Source organism: Sorangium sp. So ce834, assembly GCF_051521425.1.
GTDB lineage: Bacteria > Myxococcota_A > Polyangia > Polyangiales > Polyangiaceae > Sorangium > Sorangium cellulosum_D.
Map to the genome: position 1 here is coordinate 8,280,858 of NZ_CP150351.1, position 14,984 is coordinate 8,295,841.

At 73.4% G+C, this 14,984-nt stretch carries 12 protein-coding genes; 1 reads left to right on the forward strand and 11 read right to left on the reverse strand.

Annotation, left to right across the window (positions count from 1 at the left end; genetic code table 11):
- Positions 1–46: 46 nt before the first annotated feature.
- Positions 47–823, reverse strand: coding sequence for an energy transducer TonB (locus WMF20_RS30065; RefSeq protein WP_437605327.1), 777 nt, complete (start codon positions 821–823; stop codon positions 47–49).
- 175 nt (positions 824–998) lie between these two features.
- A complete protein-coding gene (locus WMF20_RS30070; protein WP_437605328.1) occupies positions 999–1,706 on the reverse strand; it encodes a response regulator in 708 nt (235 codons plus the stop codon).
- 216 nt (positions 1,707–1,922) lie between these two features.
- On the opposite strand from WMF20_RS30070, the gene WMF20_RS30075 reads away from it, so the two are divergent.
- A complete protein-coding gene (locus WMF20_RS30075) occupies positions 1,923–2,495 on the forward strand; it encodes a serine O-acetyltransferase (protein WP_437605329.1) in 573 nt (190 codons plus the stop codon).
- Between the two features lie 17 nt (positions 2,496–2,512).
- On the opposite strand, the gene WMF20_RS30080 is transcribed toward WMF20_RS30075, so the two are convergent.
- The 9 genes from WMF20_RS30080 to WMF20_RS30120 form a co-directional block, all read right to left on the reverse strand.
- Positions 2,513–4,138 (reverse strand): PrsW family glutamic-type intramembrane protease, encoded by a 1,626-nt coding sequence (locus WMF20_RS30080; protein ID WP_437605330.1) that lies wholly within the window; start codon positions 4,136–4,138, stop codon positions 2,513–2,515.
- Between the two features lie 312 nt (positions 4,139–4,450).
- Complete coding sequence (locus WMF20_RS30085; RefSeq protein ID WP_129577655.1) at positions 4,451–5,140, reverse strand: LolA family protein; 690 nt, start codon at positions 5,138–5,140, stop codon at positions 4,451–4,453.
- Between the two features lie 257 nt (positions 5,141–5,397).
- Positions 5,398–5,937, reverse strand: a complete 540-nt coding sequence (gene ruvC, locus WMF20_RS30090; RefSeq protein WP_129577656.1) for a crossover junction endodeoxyribonuclease RuvC — start codon at positions 5,935–5,937, stop codon at positions 5,398–5,400.
- A 4-nt stretch (positions 5,938–5,941) separates the two neighbouring features.
- A complete protein-coding gene (locus WMF20_RS30095) occupies positions 5,942–7,450 on the reverse strand; it encodes an FAD-binding oxidoreductase (protein WP_437605331.1) in 1,509 nt (502 codons plus the stop codon).
- Positions 7,451–7,574: 124 nt separating this feature from the next.
- On the reverse strand, positions 7,575–9,740 hold the full coding sequence (locus WMF20_RS30100; RefSeq protein ID WP_437605332.1) for a hypothetical protein: 2,166 nt from the start codon (positions 9,738–9,740) through the stop codon (positions 7,575–7,577).
- 41 nt (positions 9,741–9,781) lie between these two features.
- Positions 9,782–9,982 carry a hypothetical protein gene (locus WMF20_RS30105; protein WP_437605333.1) on the reverse strand — a complete coding sequence of 67 codons (201 nt, stop codon included), beginning with the start codon at positions 9,980–9,982 and terminating at the stop codon, positions 9,782–9,784.
- Positions 9,983–10,216: 234 nt separating this feature from the next.
- Positions 10,217–11,680: a PQQ-dependent sugar dehydrogenase gene (locus WMF20_RS30110; RefSeq protein WP_437605334.1), complete on the reverse strand. Its 1,464-nt coding sequence runs from the start codon at positions 11,678–11,680 to the stop codon at positions 10,217–10,219.
- A gap of 547 nt (positions 11,681–12,227) precedes the next feature.
- Entirely contained in the window at positions 12,228–13,385 is a 1,158-nt protein-coding gene (locus WMF20_RS30115) for a hypothetical protein (RefSeq protein ID WP_437605335.1), read from the reverse strand.
- Between the two features lie 29 nt (positions 13,386–13,414).
- Positions 13,415–14,950 carry a serine/threonine-protein kinase gene (locus WMF20_RS30120; protein WP_437605336.1) on the reverse strand — a complete coding sequence of 512 codons (1,536 nt, stop codon included), beginning with the start codon at positions 14,948–14,950 and terminating at the stop codon, positions 13,415–13,417.
- Between the last annotated feature and the right edge of the window lie 34 nt (positions 14,951–14,984).

A 14,984-nucleotide genomic window follows, 5' to 3' on the forward strand; every position in this document is an offset into this window, starting at 1 on the left:
TTCGTTCCTCTCGCGAGAGGCCGCCTCCGCGGCCGTGCGCTGGAAATCACCGCTTCGCCTTGAAGCGGAATGGAATCGTCCTCCAGACGGACACCGGCTTCCCCTCGGAGATCGCCGGCTTGTAGCGACACGTCTTCATCGCCGCGAGGACCGCGTCATTGAAGAGGGGGTGGCCGCGGACGATGGAGACATTCGTGACCTCGCCCGTCTCGGTGACCACGAACCGGACGGCCACGGTCGCTTCCACCCCCGCGCTCAGCGCAGCTTCAGGCGGGACCGGCGGCGGACAGGAGAGCGCGACCGGCGGCGTCGCGTTCTCGGGCAGGTGAATCGGCCCCCTCGGCGGCGGCGGTGGCGGCGGAGGCGGTGGCGGCGGAGGCGGCGCTGCCGTCACGGCGGCCGTCCCCGTGCCGCCGGGGACCCCGCCGGGCACGCCGCCCGGCGCGCCGCCCGGCTCTCCGTAGGTGTCTTCGTCGCTCGCCTTCGCCTCGCTCGGGTCGGCCTCGGGCGGCGCCTCCTTCGGCACCGCGGTCGGCGCGACCAGCGCCGAGCGCCTGGGCGCCGCGGGACGAGGCGCCGGGGCCTCCGCCGCCGGTGGTGGGGGCGCCGGCGCCGGCGCGGGAGGCGGCGCCTCGGGGACCCGGGTGGCGAGCTTGACGTCGACGACCTCCTCCTCGGGCGGAGGAGGTTGAATCGCGCCGCTCAGGCGGGCGGCGAGGAGCGCAATGCCCGCGAAGAGCAGGAGCCCTGCCGCATACCCGATCGCGAGCCGCTTCGCTCGGTCGGGATCGACCTCCCCCGCATTCCACGTCTCCAGGTGCATCGAGGCTCCAGGCGCCAGCTGGTGAAAAAGCCAGAGCTCCACCTGAGCTCAGGCAAGCGCAACCGGCTTCAATGGGTTGGTCCACGCTGTGAACCAACACGCACACGGTAGGCACTTTTCGTTACGCCAGAATGACGTGGTGGCAACGATTGCCGGGTATTTCCCGATATCGCGATCAGGCGCTGCGGCTCTCGGGCACGTCGGGCGAGGAAGCGAATCGATAGCCGATGCCGCGGACGGTCTGGATGTAATCGCCGGCGCGGCGCAGCTTGTCGCGCAGCCGCTTGACGTGGGTGTCCACGGTCCTCGTCGTGATGCTCACGTCGATGCCCCAGACGCCGTCGAGCAGCGCGGTGCGCGTCTGCACGCGCTCGCGCGCCTCGTACAGCGCGACGAGGAGCTTGAACTCGAGGAGCGTCAGCTCGACCTCCTCGCGATCGACCCACACGCGATGAGCGCCCTCGTCGATCCGGAGGCACCCGAACTCGATGCTCCGCTCCCCGTCCCCGGAGGACTTCGCGCGGCGGAGCACGGCCTGCACGCGCAGCATGAGCTCTCGCACGCTGAACGGCTTGACGACGTAATCGACGGCGCCGAGCTCGAAGCCGACGATGCGGTCGACCTCGTCCCCGCGCGCCGAGACGATCATCACGGGGATCTGCTGGGTGCCCTCGCTCTGCTGGAGAGCGCGGCACACCTCGGTGCCCGAGATGTCGGGCAACATGAGATCGAGCAAGACGAGATCCGGCCGCTGGTCCATGGCCAGCCGGACCCCCTCACCGCCCTGTCCCGAGAGGAGCACCTCATGCCCGGCTTGCCTGAGGTTGTAATCGAGCACCTTCTGGAGCGCCGGCTCGTCCTCGATGACCAAAATCCGCGCCATGCTGAAGAGCGCGTGTACCCGAGCGATGTGACGGGCAGATGACCGGATGGCAACAGCGCGGTGCGCCTCTTTCTCCGGAGAGAATGCGCCGCGGTTCGTCGTGAAGGGGCGAGCGGCGATGCGCGCGGCTACGTGGGCGCGCGGCTACGCGGACGCGCGGCGAAAGGTCGCACCGGCGGGGCGAGATGCGCTAGTCTCGCGGGGATGCTGCGGACTTTGCGACTCATCGCTGCCGACGTGCGCAAGAAGGCGACATGGTGCTACGGCGGCGATCCATGGCCGACGCTCCTGAAGACGCTGGCGACGGACGGCACGGCGGCGATGGTCCTCTACCGGTGCACGCAGGCCGCGCGGGCGCACCGGATGCCCGTGGTCGAGATGCTGTTGAACAAGGCGACCAACCTCGCCGGTGGCTGTGTCATCGGGCGCGGCGCGGACTTCGGTCCGGGGTTCGTGCTGATCCACTCGAACGGCGTCGTCATCAACGGCAACGTCCGCGGCGGCTCGAACGTGCTCATCGAGCACCAGGTGACGATCGGCGCCGATCGGCGGCAGACGCCGGTGCTCGGGAGCGATCTCTTCATCGGCGCCGGGGCGAAGATCGTCGGCGGCGTCACGGTGGGCGACGGCGCCCGGATCGGCGCCAACGCCGTGGTCGTGCACGACGTCGCGCCGAACACGACGGTCGTCGGCATCCCCGCGAAGCCCGTGCAGCGCCGCGAGGACCGAGCCGCCCAGGCCACCGCGCTTCCGAGCGCAGCCGACGAGCCGAACGGCCCCCAGAGCTGACCGCAAGCCGCCGCTCTCTAACGCGGAGCTCGAGCGAGGAGCTCTTGCCGGAGCTGGGCGATCTCGAGCCGGAGCGGGCCGATGAAGTCGGCGCTGAGCGTCCGGTTGCGGCCCTCCAGCGCGCGCGCCGTGTGCCACTTGCTGAGCGCGAGCCGCGCGCCGGCGCGGATGAAGCTCCGCCCGGTGGCCCCGCGCCAGCCGAGGGTGCACCGGAGCCGCCCGATCGGAGAGCAGACGAGCTCGAGCTCGTCCTGGGTGAGCATGCCGAGCGCGACCTCGTCGCGCAGGTGATCCCGGATCACCCAGCCCTTGCGGATGACGAGCGCCACGATGATCCCGAAGAACGACGCGACGAAGCACAGCCAGAGCAGCAGCCACGGCATGAAGAGATCCCCCATCGCGCGACCCAGCGCGGTCGGGAGGAAGTTCCACACCGCGTGCAGCGCGACGCCGAGCAGGTAGCCGCCGATCGGGGCCGCGACGCGCACCCAGGTCTTCGACGACTCCCGGGCGAGGCCGAAGCCGATCCCGGTCATCGACGTGAACAGCGGGTGGAGCCAGGGCGTGAACACGCCGCGCAGGACGAAGGTGCCGGCGAGCACGTCGCTGCCCTGCATCGAGGCGCGCGCGTAGTACAGCACGTTCTCCACCGCGGCGAAGCCGAGCGCGCAGAACGTGGCGTAGATGATGCCGTCGACGATGCCGTCGAACTCGCGGCGCAAGAAGTAGAAGAAGCCGAACACGCCGAGCCCCTTGAAGAGCTCCTCCGCGAACGGGGCGCTGACCGACGCGCTGACGAGCTCGCCCATCGGCTCGCCGAAGCTGCTGGAGACGCCGACGTGGACGCCGGTGTTGATCAGGATCGAGAAGCCGGTCGCCGCGAGCGCGCCCCACAGGAACGCCATCAGCAAGCACCACCACGGCTCCGGATCGTACCGATCGATGACCATCGGGACGAAGAGGTAGAGGACGAGCGGCGGGAACGCGAAGAGCGCTCCGACGACCATGGCGCCGAGCATGCTCCCCCCGGACTCGATCACGCCGAAGAGCGTGAAGATCACGTTGAGGACCGCGCCCGCGATGATGCCGTTGGCCCACAGCCACAGCCCGGCGATGCGCCGCCGCCGGTCCGGGTCGGGCCTTCGCGCCGCCCGCATGACCGCAGGGTAGCCAGCGTGGGGATGCGCGGGCGCAGGGTGCGCGAGGCCGTGCGGCGAGGGGACGCCGTGCTGCGGACCAGGGCCGTGCGCTGGCATCGGCGCACGGGCCGGGGGCCAGTAGCCCTGCGGCGCCTGACCGTAGCCCTGCGGCGCCTGACCGTAGCCCTGCGGCGCCTGACCGTAGCCCTGCGGCGCCTGACCGTAGCCCTGCGGCGTTTGCCCGTAGCCCTGCGGCGCCTGGCCGTAGCCCTGCGGCGCTTGCCCATGCCCCTGCGGCGCCTGCCCATGCCCCTGCGGCGCCGACCCGTGCCCCTGCGGCCAGTGCGGCGGCTGCCCCGGGGAGTGCTGCCCCGCGCCCTGCGCCGGATACCCCGGGCGAACCTGCCCGCCGCTGGGCTGGGCGTGCTCGTTCGGGCGCTCCGCCGGCCGGGGTTGCTGCGGCAGGCCGCGGAAATCGGGACGGTGTCCGTGGGCGTTGTCCATGGCTCGAGCGCTCTCGCGAAATCCTCGTGACAGCGGGTGACCGCTCAGCCGAGACGGACCCCCACCGCACGCATGGAGCCGCCAGAAGCGGCGACGATCCGCGGCGGGCAACGGCAGTCTCGGAGCTGTCGTTCACACCCGCCGGATCGAAGCATCACACGATATTTCTACCACGCCGGGACGCGCCGGGCATACCTCCCTGCGGCGTCCGGCGCGGCGCGCTCGGCGAGCAGCGCGGGCGCCGTGACGCTCCGCTTCCTCGAGCTGTCGACGGAGGTGACGCGGCGGCGGCCGCCGCGCGCCAGGATGGCGTCAGGGGCGGACGATGCGCGTGCCGGGAGGGGGCGTGAAATTGAACTCGTTCTTGGCGACAGGCTGGTTGACGACCGGCGACGCGAAGTCGAACCGGTTCCGGTTGCCCTGCGCGTCGAGGATCAGCACACGGCGCACCTGGTTGGTCTGCCCGTCCACGTAGAGGAGCATCTTCTGATAGGCCGGGGTCGCCTCCTTCGGCGTCCCCTCGAGGACATAGCCGCCCTCGAACTTCATCTGCGCCGGGTCGAGCAGGCGGAGCGAGAAATCCTTGGTGAGCTGGCCCTTGCCCATCAGGAACGCGAGCGCCGCCGGGTACTGGGAGCCCTTCACCGGCGTCTCGAACATCTGCTCGTTGTCCTTCTCGTAGACCTTGATCGTCTCGCCGTCGGAGACGACGCGGTTGCCGTTCGGCGCGTCGTAGATCCAGCTCATCTTGCCGGGCTTCTCGAAGGTCACCTTGCCGGTGGAGACCTTCTTCACGTCCTGGACCTTGATCGTGTAGGTCTGCGTGAAGCTCGCCTTGAAGGTCTTGGTGGAGTCGTAGAACTGCTGGACGCGCCTGCCGAGCTCTTCGGCGGTGGGGCCCGCGGCCTGAGACTCGCCGGCGGTCGCGAGCACGACCGTGACGGGCGCCGCCAGCCCGATGAGGCACGCGGCGGCCAGGCGGTAAAGTGAGGTTCGCGTCATCCTTCCCGATCTCCTTTGATGTCCAGAGGCGTGTCGCCTCCGCGCTTCGTGAGACAGGGGCACCGGTGATCACCGCCGGTCCCCCCGGCGACCGCCGCCCTCGCCGAAGCCGGGGCGCGCCGCAACTTTCCACTTTGGACGCGGCGCGGGCGCGTCCGATGCAGGCTCCATAGCACACGGTGTGCGCGCCCGGACCGCCCGGGTCGCGCCCGGCGGGGCCGCGTCGAGCCCAGCCGCCGCGCGCGGCCGGGCAGCGCTCAACCGAGCCGCGCCCGCCGCGGCCGGGCCCGGGACGGGGCGGGCGCGCCGGACGCCGCCAGCGCGGCCGCGAAGCCCGCGGCGCTGAGGTGGGTCATCGCGATCGCCAGCGCGTCGGCCGCGTCCGGCCGCGGGGGCGCGGCGAGCCGCAGGACCGCGGTCATCACCTGCGCCACCTGCGCCTTCTCGGCCGCGCCGCGGCCGACGATGGTCCGCTTCACCAGCGCCGGCGGGTACTCCGAGATCGGCACGCCGGCGCGCGCCAGCCGGAGCAGCACGACGCCGCGCGCGTGGCCGAGCTTCGCCGCGCTCTGCGCGTCCTTCGCGAAGAACAGGCTCTCCACCGCCGCCGCGTCGGGCGCGTGCGAGGCGATCACCTTCCCGAGCTCGTCGTCGATCTCCACCAGCCGACCGGCGAACGTCCCGCTCGTGTCGATGTCGATGACGCCGTGCGCGACGTGCTCGACGCGCGTGCCGTGCCGGACGAGCAGGCCCCAGCCGAGGTGGCGCGACCCGGGATCGATGCCGAGGACCCGCATCGGCTCAGCACGCCCCGTGCGACGGCGCCGCGACGCGGGTCGGGAAGCCCGGCGCGCGCTCGGCCCCGCCGTCGCGCTCGCCCCGCTCGGCGGCGGTGAGCGCGCGCCGCGGGAAGATCTTGTGCGGGTTGAGCAGGCCCTTCGGGTCGAACACCGCCTTGATCCTGCGCTCGATGGCGATGAGCTCCGGCGACTGCTCGAGCGCGAGGAACTCGGCCTTCGACGTCCCGATGCCGTGCTCGCCGCTCAGCGTGCCGCGCATGCCGATCACCGCGCGGAACAGGCGCGACAGCGCCGTCTCGACCTGGGGGACGAGCTCCGGATCGTTCCAGAGCAGGTTGACGTGGAGGTTGCCGTCGCCGGCGTGGCCGTACGTCAGCATGCGGACACCGGTCGCCGCCGAGATCTCCGCGACCTCGTCGAGCAGCGCCGGGATCTTGTCGCGCGGGACCACGACGTCCTCCGAGATCTTGTGGCGCGCCATGGCGCGCGTCGTGGGCGAGAGCTGGCGGCGCGCCTCCCAGAGCCGGTCGCGCTGCGCCTTGTCCTGCGCGACGAGCACGTCGAGCGCCCCGGCGTCCATGCAGACCTGCCCCACCCGCTCGGTCTGGACCTCGCAGTCCGCGGGCTCGCCGTCGACCTCGATGATCAGCATCGCGCCCGCGCGCTCGTCGACCCCGACGCCGCGCGCCCGGACCGCGTCGAGCGTCGGGCGGTCGAGCAGCTCGAGGCAGCGCGGCACGACGCCGGCGGCGACGAGGGCGCTCACGGCGCGCCCGCTCGCGCGCACGTCCGGGAACAGGCAGAGCAGCGTCATGACCGACGGTGGCTTCGCGATGAGCCGGAGCGTCGCCTCCGTCGTGATCGCCAGCGTGCCCTCGCTGCCGACGAGCAGCGCGGTGACGTCGTAGCCCGTCACGCCCTTCACCGTGCGCCGGCCGGTGCGGAGGCGCGTGCCGTCGACGAGGATCGCCTCGAGCCCGAGCACGTACTCGCGCGTGACGCCGTACTTGAAGGCGCGCGGGCCGCCGGCGTTCTCGGCGATGTTGCCGCCGAGCGCGCACATCTTGAGCGAGTTCGGATCGGGCGGGTAGAAGAGCCCCTCGGCCTCCACGGCCGCGTGCAGGTCGGCGAGGATGACGCCCGGCTCGACGACCGCGACCTGCTCCTCGCGGCTGATCTCCTTGATGGAGCTCATGCCGATCGTGGCGATGACGATGCCGCCCGCCACGGGCACCGCGCCGCCCGACTTGCCGCTGCCGGCGGCGCGCGGCACGACCGGCACCTCGGCCTCGCTCGCCGCCCGCACCGCCTTCTCGATGTCGGCCGGCGAGGAGGCGAGCACGACCGCGTCCGGGCTCACCGGCGGCTGATCCGACTCGTCCCCCGCGTAGGCGGCGCACCCCTCGGCCGACGTGATGACCTTGGAAGGGCCGAGCGCGCGCTCGAGGAGCCGGCGCGCCTTGTCGATGGCCGCCGCCGACGGGCGGGGGAACGTGGGGTGAAGTCGCATCTCGCCTATTTACCGCGGATCGCGCGGCGATGCTGCGGGATCCGCGCGGGCGGGCCCGGGGCTCGACCGGCCGAGAAAAAGGCGGACAGACGCGCTGCGGCGCGGTCAGGGCAGCGCGCCGCGATCAGAGCAGATCGAGGAAGGCGAGCAGCGCCTCGATCGCCCCGGGGTCCAGCGCGGTGAGGCCCTCGCCCGCGGGGGCGCCGTCGTGGAAGAAGGCGCCCGGCGCCGCGGCGGCTGCGGCGCCGACCGGCGCGTCGGCGCGGCCGCCCCCGTCGTGGAAGCGCGCCCGCTCGAGCACCTGCCGCAGGCTCTTCGCGGAGCCGTTCGTGAAGTACGGCCGCTTCTTGTAGAGCCGCCGCAGCGACGGCACCCGCGCGCCGTCCTCGTGCACATACGGCACGACGCCGGTCTTCTCGTACCCGGCGCGGCCCCACACGATCGCCCCCTCGGGCGCGAGCACGAGCTCCTCCCAGCGCTCGAACGGCACCGCGGAGCCGGGATCGTCGCTGCGGAGCACGGGCGCGTGGCAGCGCGCGCAGCGGTCCCGGAACACCCGGGCGCCGTCGCGCTCGAGCGGGGTGAAGCTCGATCGGCCGAGGGCCGCGGGGTTCGCGCGGTGCGAGAACGCCATGAGGAAGCTCATGAGCGCGCGGCGGAGCGCCTCGGGGGGCAGCCCGGCGCGCGCGGCGTCGGCCAGCCCGAGCTCGGCGAGCCACGGGGCGTCGGCGGCGGAGAGGGAGAACCACGGGTCGTGGCCGCTCAGCGCGCCGGCGACGCGGAACTCGTTGTCCGCCATCGTGGTGAGATCCGGATCGAGGGCCCGGGAGAAGTGGGGGCGGTTGTTGAACAGGCCGAGCAGCGGCTTTGTCGTGGCGCGCACGTCGCCGCGGCCCGTGTGGTGCGTGCGGCCGTCGACGTAGCCCTCGAAGTGGCACGTCTCGCAGGTGAACCGGCTGAGCGGGCCGTCGGCCCTGTTCCACGGCGCCATCAGCGACGTGAAGAAGAGCGCCTCCCCGAGGCGGAGCTCCTCGGCGCGGGCGTCCTCGCCGCCGTCCTGGACCGGCCGCTTCGCGACCGCGGCGCCCTCGCCGCCCGCGTCGAGCAGCCACGCGTCGAGCAGGGGGTTCGCGTAGGCGAAGGCGCCGCCGCCGAGCGCGGCCATCGCGACGACGCCGGGGGCGATCGGGCGCGTGGAGACCTCCGGCGCGGCCGAGAGGCCGGCGTCCGTGGCGCGGAAGACGAGCTCGGCCCGGCGGTCGCCGCCGTAGCCGGTCGCGACCACGCGCACGCCGGACGGGAGCGCCGAGAGCGCGATCGCCTTCGGGGTGAGGACGCCGTGCTCCGAGACGTTCACGGCCGAGAGCAGCGCCGCCTCGGGCCGGGCGCCGGTGGCGACGCGGTAGAGGAAGACGAACGAGTCGATGTAGCCGAACGAGCCGCCGGTCCGGTCGAGCGGGCGATCCTCGACCCCGCCTGCGGCGAGCAGGAGCCCGCCTCCGGCGTCGTCCGTCTCGAGCGCGTCGAAGCTCCAGATGGGGCCGTCGTGACGGATGCGCGCCGCGCCGCCGGGGAGCGGGCGGCCGTCCGCGCCGACCGGGAGCACGACGAGCGTGTGGTCGAGGAGGCAGTCGACGACGAGGTGGCGCGCGAGCCGGACGATGCGGAACGGGCCGGCGCCGATCGGCTCGTCCCAGCGCTCGACCTCGATGCGCCCGTCCGCGCGGAGAGGGCCGGGGCGCAGCGTGAGGAGCGCGCCGGCGCGCTCGTCGAGCGCGTAGAGGACCCCCTCGGGGCCGGCGGCGACGTCGCGGACGCCGTGGAGGCCCGCGAGCTCGATGCGCCCCGCGGGCTCGAGCGAGGCGCCGCGCACGACGTAGCGGAAGAGCGCGGGCGACGCCTCGCCGCTCGCGAAGACCTCGCCGGAGGGCATGACCGCGACCCCCGTCGGCGAGGCCGGCGCGGGGGCGCGGGAGAGCTCGCGCAGCGACGCGTCGAGCAGGACGAGCGCGTCGCGGCCGCGGAGCGGCGAGAGCAGCGCGGGCGCGCCCGGCGCCGCGGGGCGGCCCAGCGGATCCACGGGGCGGAGCGCGATCGGATCGGGCCCGAGCAGCCGGTCGGAGCTGGGCAGGCGGGAGAAGTCGGTCGCGGCGCGGCGGGCCGCCTCGAAGCGCCGCAGCGGCTCGAGCGGATCGGCGCCGCCGCCGGGGGCCGGCGGCGCGGGGCGGCCGTCGCAGGCCGCGGCGGCGAGGCCGAGCGAGAGCGCGAGCGCGAGGGGGCGCGCGGCCATGGGTCGGCGCCACGGGGCAGCGGGCCGAGCCCCCGCGCGGATCACCAGCCGCCGGTGCTCGCCGGCTTGGCGCTCTCGACCGGCGCCGCCTTCGCGGGCTCGGCCGCCTTGGGCGCGGGGTTCGCCGCTTCGGTCGTGGTCGCGCCCTTCGGCGGTTCGGGCGTCGCCTGCTGGGGCTTGTCCTCGCAGCCGACGAGACACACGGCGCCGAGCGCCACAAGCACGGTCAAGACATTCTTCATGGGGAGCCTCCTGAATGAGCGGCGCAAGCGAAGCACATCCGGTGGGCGCTCGGTAGGGGGCGCTCCGCCGGCAGCGAGCGGACGCGACAAGACGGGCGCTGCGGCGATGGCGGATTGCCGTGAGGGTGGCGCAGCGGGCGCGCATGGGCGCGCGCCGGGAGACGCGCGCGCGCTGGAGGCAGGGCACGGCGCGAGGCGCCGGTCATCCGGCGCCCGCGCCGTGATCCGGCTCGCTCACGTCCCGGGGACGATCTTCACCAGGCTGTTGCGGTTCGCCACGAAATAGAGCTCGCCGGCGTTGTCCTCGACGATCGCGGTGAGCCCCTCGAAGGTCGGCAGCCCGCCCTGACGCGTGAACGCCGGAGCGTTGGGCGTGTTCGGATCGGGGTTCTTGAGGATGAGCGTGAGGGGCGACGTCTTGTCCCCGCACTGGACGAGCGCGCCCATGCGCCCTCCGGTGTAGTCGCCGAACAGGTACACGCCCTTGAGCTGAGGCACACCGGTGCCCCGGTACACGAAGCCGCCGATGACCGACTTGTAATCGCGGAACGGCCCCGTCGCGCTCGCCCTCCGGTCCATGTCGACGATGGGCCGCGTGTGCGTCGAGCCCTCGCGCAGGGTGCGCCCGCGGCAGGTATCCTCGTGGTCGCCCTCGAACTTCGCCCAGCCGAAGTTCAGCCCCGACACGCCCGCGGGGACGTAGTCGACCTCCTCGTACGAATCCTGGCCGACGTCGCCGATGAAGAGGTCGCCCGTCGCGCGATCGAAGCCGAAGCGATACGGATTGCGCAGGCCATAATGCCAGGTCCGCGCGCCGTCGCCCGGGAAGGGATTGCCGGCCGCGGCGTACGGCTCGGGAGCGTTCGGGTCGAGGCGCAGGATCTTGCCGAACAGCGAGCTCGGATCCTGCGGTGCCCCCTGCTTGTCGTTGTTGCAGGACCCGCCTCCGTCGCCCGTGCCGACGTAGAGCATGCCGTCAGGCCCGAACACGACATGGCCGCCGTTGTGGTTCACCTGCGAGCTGTCGAGCCGCAGGATCGTCTTCGTGGGCGTCGGATCGGCCACGTAAGGATCGCCGGCGGAGCGCTTGAACTCGAGCACCGTATCGCGGTTCATGTTCGTGCCCGTGGTCGGCGTCATCATGATGTAGAATTTGCCGCTCGTCGCGTAGTCGGGCGGGAACGCGATGCTGATGAGCCCGCGCTCGTCGTCGAAGGAACCGCTCTGGAGCCGGATCTCGCTGCTCACGTCGAGGAAGACCCCCGGGCGCAGCGCCCCGCCCGAGAACACGCGGATCTGACCGGTCTGCTGCACGAGATACCAGTCGTTCGAGCCCTTCGGCTGCGCGGCATACGTCAGCTTGTCCACGCCGGTGACGACGGGAGCGAGCGCCAGCTTCCCGACATCGGGAGCCGCGCTGGCGTCGCACGTCGGCGGCTCGTCGCCGCCCGAGCCGCCCGTTCCCGTGGTGGTGGCCCCGCTCGCCGATGTGCCGCCTCCGGCGCCACCGGAGCCGCTCGACGTCCCCGTCGCCGTTCCGGCCCCCGTCCCGCTCCCAGCCCCTGTTCCCGTCGTCCCGGTGGAGCCCTGGCTCCCCCCCGGGCCGGAGGTCGCGCCGCTGGAGCCCGTCTCCCCGTCATCGCTGCATGCGCCGGTGCCCAGCGCGAGACACGCGCTGCCACCCAGCGTCAAAGCCATCCATAAAGCCAAGGTCGTACGCTGTTTTTTCATGGGGCGCATTCTACATGAGGGGCGCCGTGGCGCACTCATGATCTACTGCCCGGGCGAAAGAGCGTGGCCTGAAGTGCGTGGCCTGTAGTCCCAGCGGTCATCGCCCGCAGGACCGGAGACCGCCGATAAGCCCGCTCGGCGGGTCGCCGCCGGGATGAAGAGACGGAGGGTCGTACCGATCGATCGGTATCGAACGACAGGGCGCCGCACATGGAGTCAATCCGCCGTTCAGGCGGAACTCGCCTGGCAGGCCGCGGCACTCCGGCGGCGCGATAGCCATCTCTCCAAGGCAGACATTTGAAGCAGAGCGGTACGCGTGAATCCGTTTCTGGTCGAAACCAGAGCTATATTCCCGCCCACCGCCCGTCTGATCACCGCATGCACGGATCCCGCCGGCGAGGGCCGCCGCCCGGGCTCACCGGCCGTCGTGGGCCACTACGGCTCTCCGTCGTCGGAGCTCGGCATGGAGACAGACAATTACGAATCTGCCACCTTTGCTCGTGCCGCGCGCCGCTCAGAACGATCCCGAGATCCACGCGCTGCCAGGGCCCAGGCCGACGCGCGCGCGAACGGGAGCGCCGCCCGTGCGCCCGCGCCCGCCCCCGGACGCCGTCGCGGCGTCGGGCGCAGAGGGCGCGGAGATCCAGAGGACCGCCCCGCCGGCCGCGAGCACCGCCCCCGCGATGAACACCACCGTCCCGATGTTGCCCATCCTGACCGCATCGTCGCGGAGATCGAGCCCCGTCCGATCGATGCAGCGGCCCTCCTCGTCGCAGTGGCCGCCCTCGATGGACTCGTCGAAGGTCGACTTGGCCACGAAGCCGAGCGCCGTGCCGACGCCGAGCCCGACCACGCCGAGCCCGACCCCCACCATGCCGATCGGCTTGCGGATGCTCCCGCCCTGCGGCGGAGGCGGCGTGTCCGCCGGCGGACGGGCCGGCAGCGGCGCGGCGGTCGCGCCCGGCGCGGCGCTCGAGCGCGCGGCGGGCTCCGGCTCCGGCGCGCGCTCGAGCGCGGGCACGGTGACGCTCACCACGCCCGGTTTGTCGATCACGATCTTCGTCTCCCACGGCGTGCGCCCGGGCGCCACGGCCGCGACCCGATGCTCGCCAGGGTCGAGCGGCACCGCCGTCCCCCAGAGCGCCTGCCCCACGGCGACGCCGTCCCGCGTGAGCGAGAGCCCGGAGATCGCCGCCTCCTTCGGCACCACGATCTGCAGGCGCGAGAGGCGCGGCTCGAGCGCGGCGGCCCGGCCCCGCGCCACCCGCTCGCGCTCCGTCTGCCCGGCCGACAGCGCCGCGGCCGCGACGTCGCGGAAGCCGATCCACGCCGTCGCGATCCGGCCGATGCGCTCGTAGCAATCGGAGAGGTTGAACAGAGTGCCGATGCCCGGGTCGATCTGGTGGCTGTCGGCGAATTTCGGGCAGGCCTCGGCGTGCTTGCCCGCCGCCATCAGCGCGCGCCCCTCATCGAACAGCGCGACCGCGGCGGCGCGCTCCTCCCGGGTGGGCTCCGCGGCGCGCGCGGCCGGCGCGAGCGCCGTGAGCGCAGAGAACGCCGACAGGAGCGCGAGCGCTCGGAGGCGCGCGCCCCCGGTCCGCGGCGCGCTGGAGGCCGCCGCACCGCAGCCGGCCTCGGGACAGGTGCTCGGGGGACGACGATGGCAGAGCAAGACGGGACCTCTCCTGGGCGCACGCGATGTCATCGCGGATCGGAAAACAGATCGTCCGGCCGGGACGGCGTGGGCCGAGGCGGCGGCGAAGGCCGCCCGGGCGGCCGCGCCGCCTTCGCCGATGCGCTCGGCTTCGGCGCAGCGGACCCGCTCGCCGCCGGCCGCGCCGTCCCGATGGCGCTGACGGTCACGGTCGCGCTCGCCCCCGGCTGCAGCGCGGCGCCACCGTCGGGGAGCTCGACGAGCCTGCCGGCCGCGGGCTCCGCCGTGTCGCGCGGCGACGATGCCTCCGGCGCCGACGAGGACGTCGGCGCGGCGTCCGGCGCGGGCGAGCGGAGCGCGAACAACCATGCGAGCCCCGCGCCGCCCAGGAGCGCCGCGGCGATGGCCGCCGCGATCCCGAGGGTGCGCGCCCCGGCGCGGCCGCCGCCCGGCGAGGCGCGCGTACCCCCCCAGGAGCGATCCGTGGCCGCGCCGTCCGTCAGGAGCGCCGTGGGCGCGCCCCACGCCGAGCCGGCCGGCACGCCCCGGCCGCCGGAGCTGCCGCCGGGCTGCGGCGGCGCGCTGGCGGGCCCGGGCGCCGTGGAGAGCGGGCGCCGCCCGAGCTCGCGGACCCCCGCGGCGCCCCCCTCCCCGATCGCGTCGAGGCGGACCCGCAGCACGCGCGCGGCGCGCTCGGCGAGGTGCTGCGCGTGCGGCGGCGCGAACGGGGCCAGCTCGGCGGCGAGCTCGGCGATGTTGCCGAACCGATCGGCGGGGTTCCGCTGGAGGCAGCGCTGCACCGCGCGCTCGAGGCGCTCGGGCACGTCGGCGCGCTGCCCGTGGAGCCGCGGCGGCCCCTCCAGGATGCGGTCGTAGATCTGCATCACGGAGTCGCCCCCGAAGGGCATGGCGCCCGTGAGCAGCTGGTAGAGGATCGCGCCCATCGACCAGACGTCGGCGCGCGCGTCGACGCTCTTCGAGGAGACCATCTGCTCGGGCGCCATGTAGAGCGGCGAGCCCAGCATCGCCGAGCTCTCGGTCATGTCGTGCGCCTTGGGCGCGGCGGGCTCCGCGGCGAGCGCCATCTTGGAGATGCCGAAGTCGATGACCTTGATGAGCGGGCTGCCGTCGGCCCGCCGGCTGAGGAACAGGTTGCCCGGCTTCAGGTCCCGATGGATGATGCCGAGCGCGTGCGCCTCCGCGAGCGCCTCGCACGCCTGCAGCAGGTAGTCGCACGCGAGCTCGACCGAGAGCGGGCCGCGATCGCGCAGGAGGGCCTTGAGGTCGGTCCCCTCGAGGTACTCCATCACGAGGTAGGGCTCGCCCCGCGCGAGCGTGCCGACGTCGAACACGCGCGTCACGTGCTCGCTCCGGATGCGCGCCGCGGCCTGCCCCTCGCGCAGGAAGCGGGCCACGAGATCGGCGCGCTCGCGGGCCTGGGGCAGCAGGAACTTGATGGCCACCCGCTCGCCGAGCAGGCGATGGCGGGCGGCGACCACCACGCCCATCCCGCCCTCGCCGAGGACGCGCTCGACCTCGTATTTGTCCGCGAGGACGTCCCCCACATTGACCGGTGCGACCATGCACGCCCTCGCTCTGGCTCTTCGCTAGTATCAA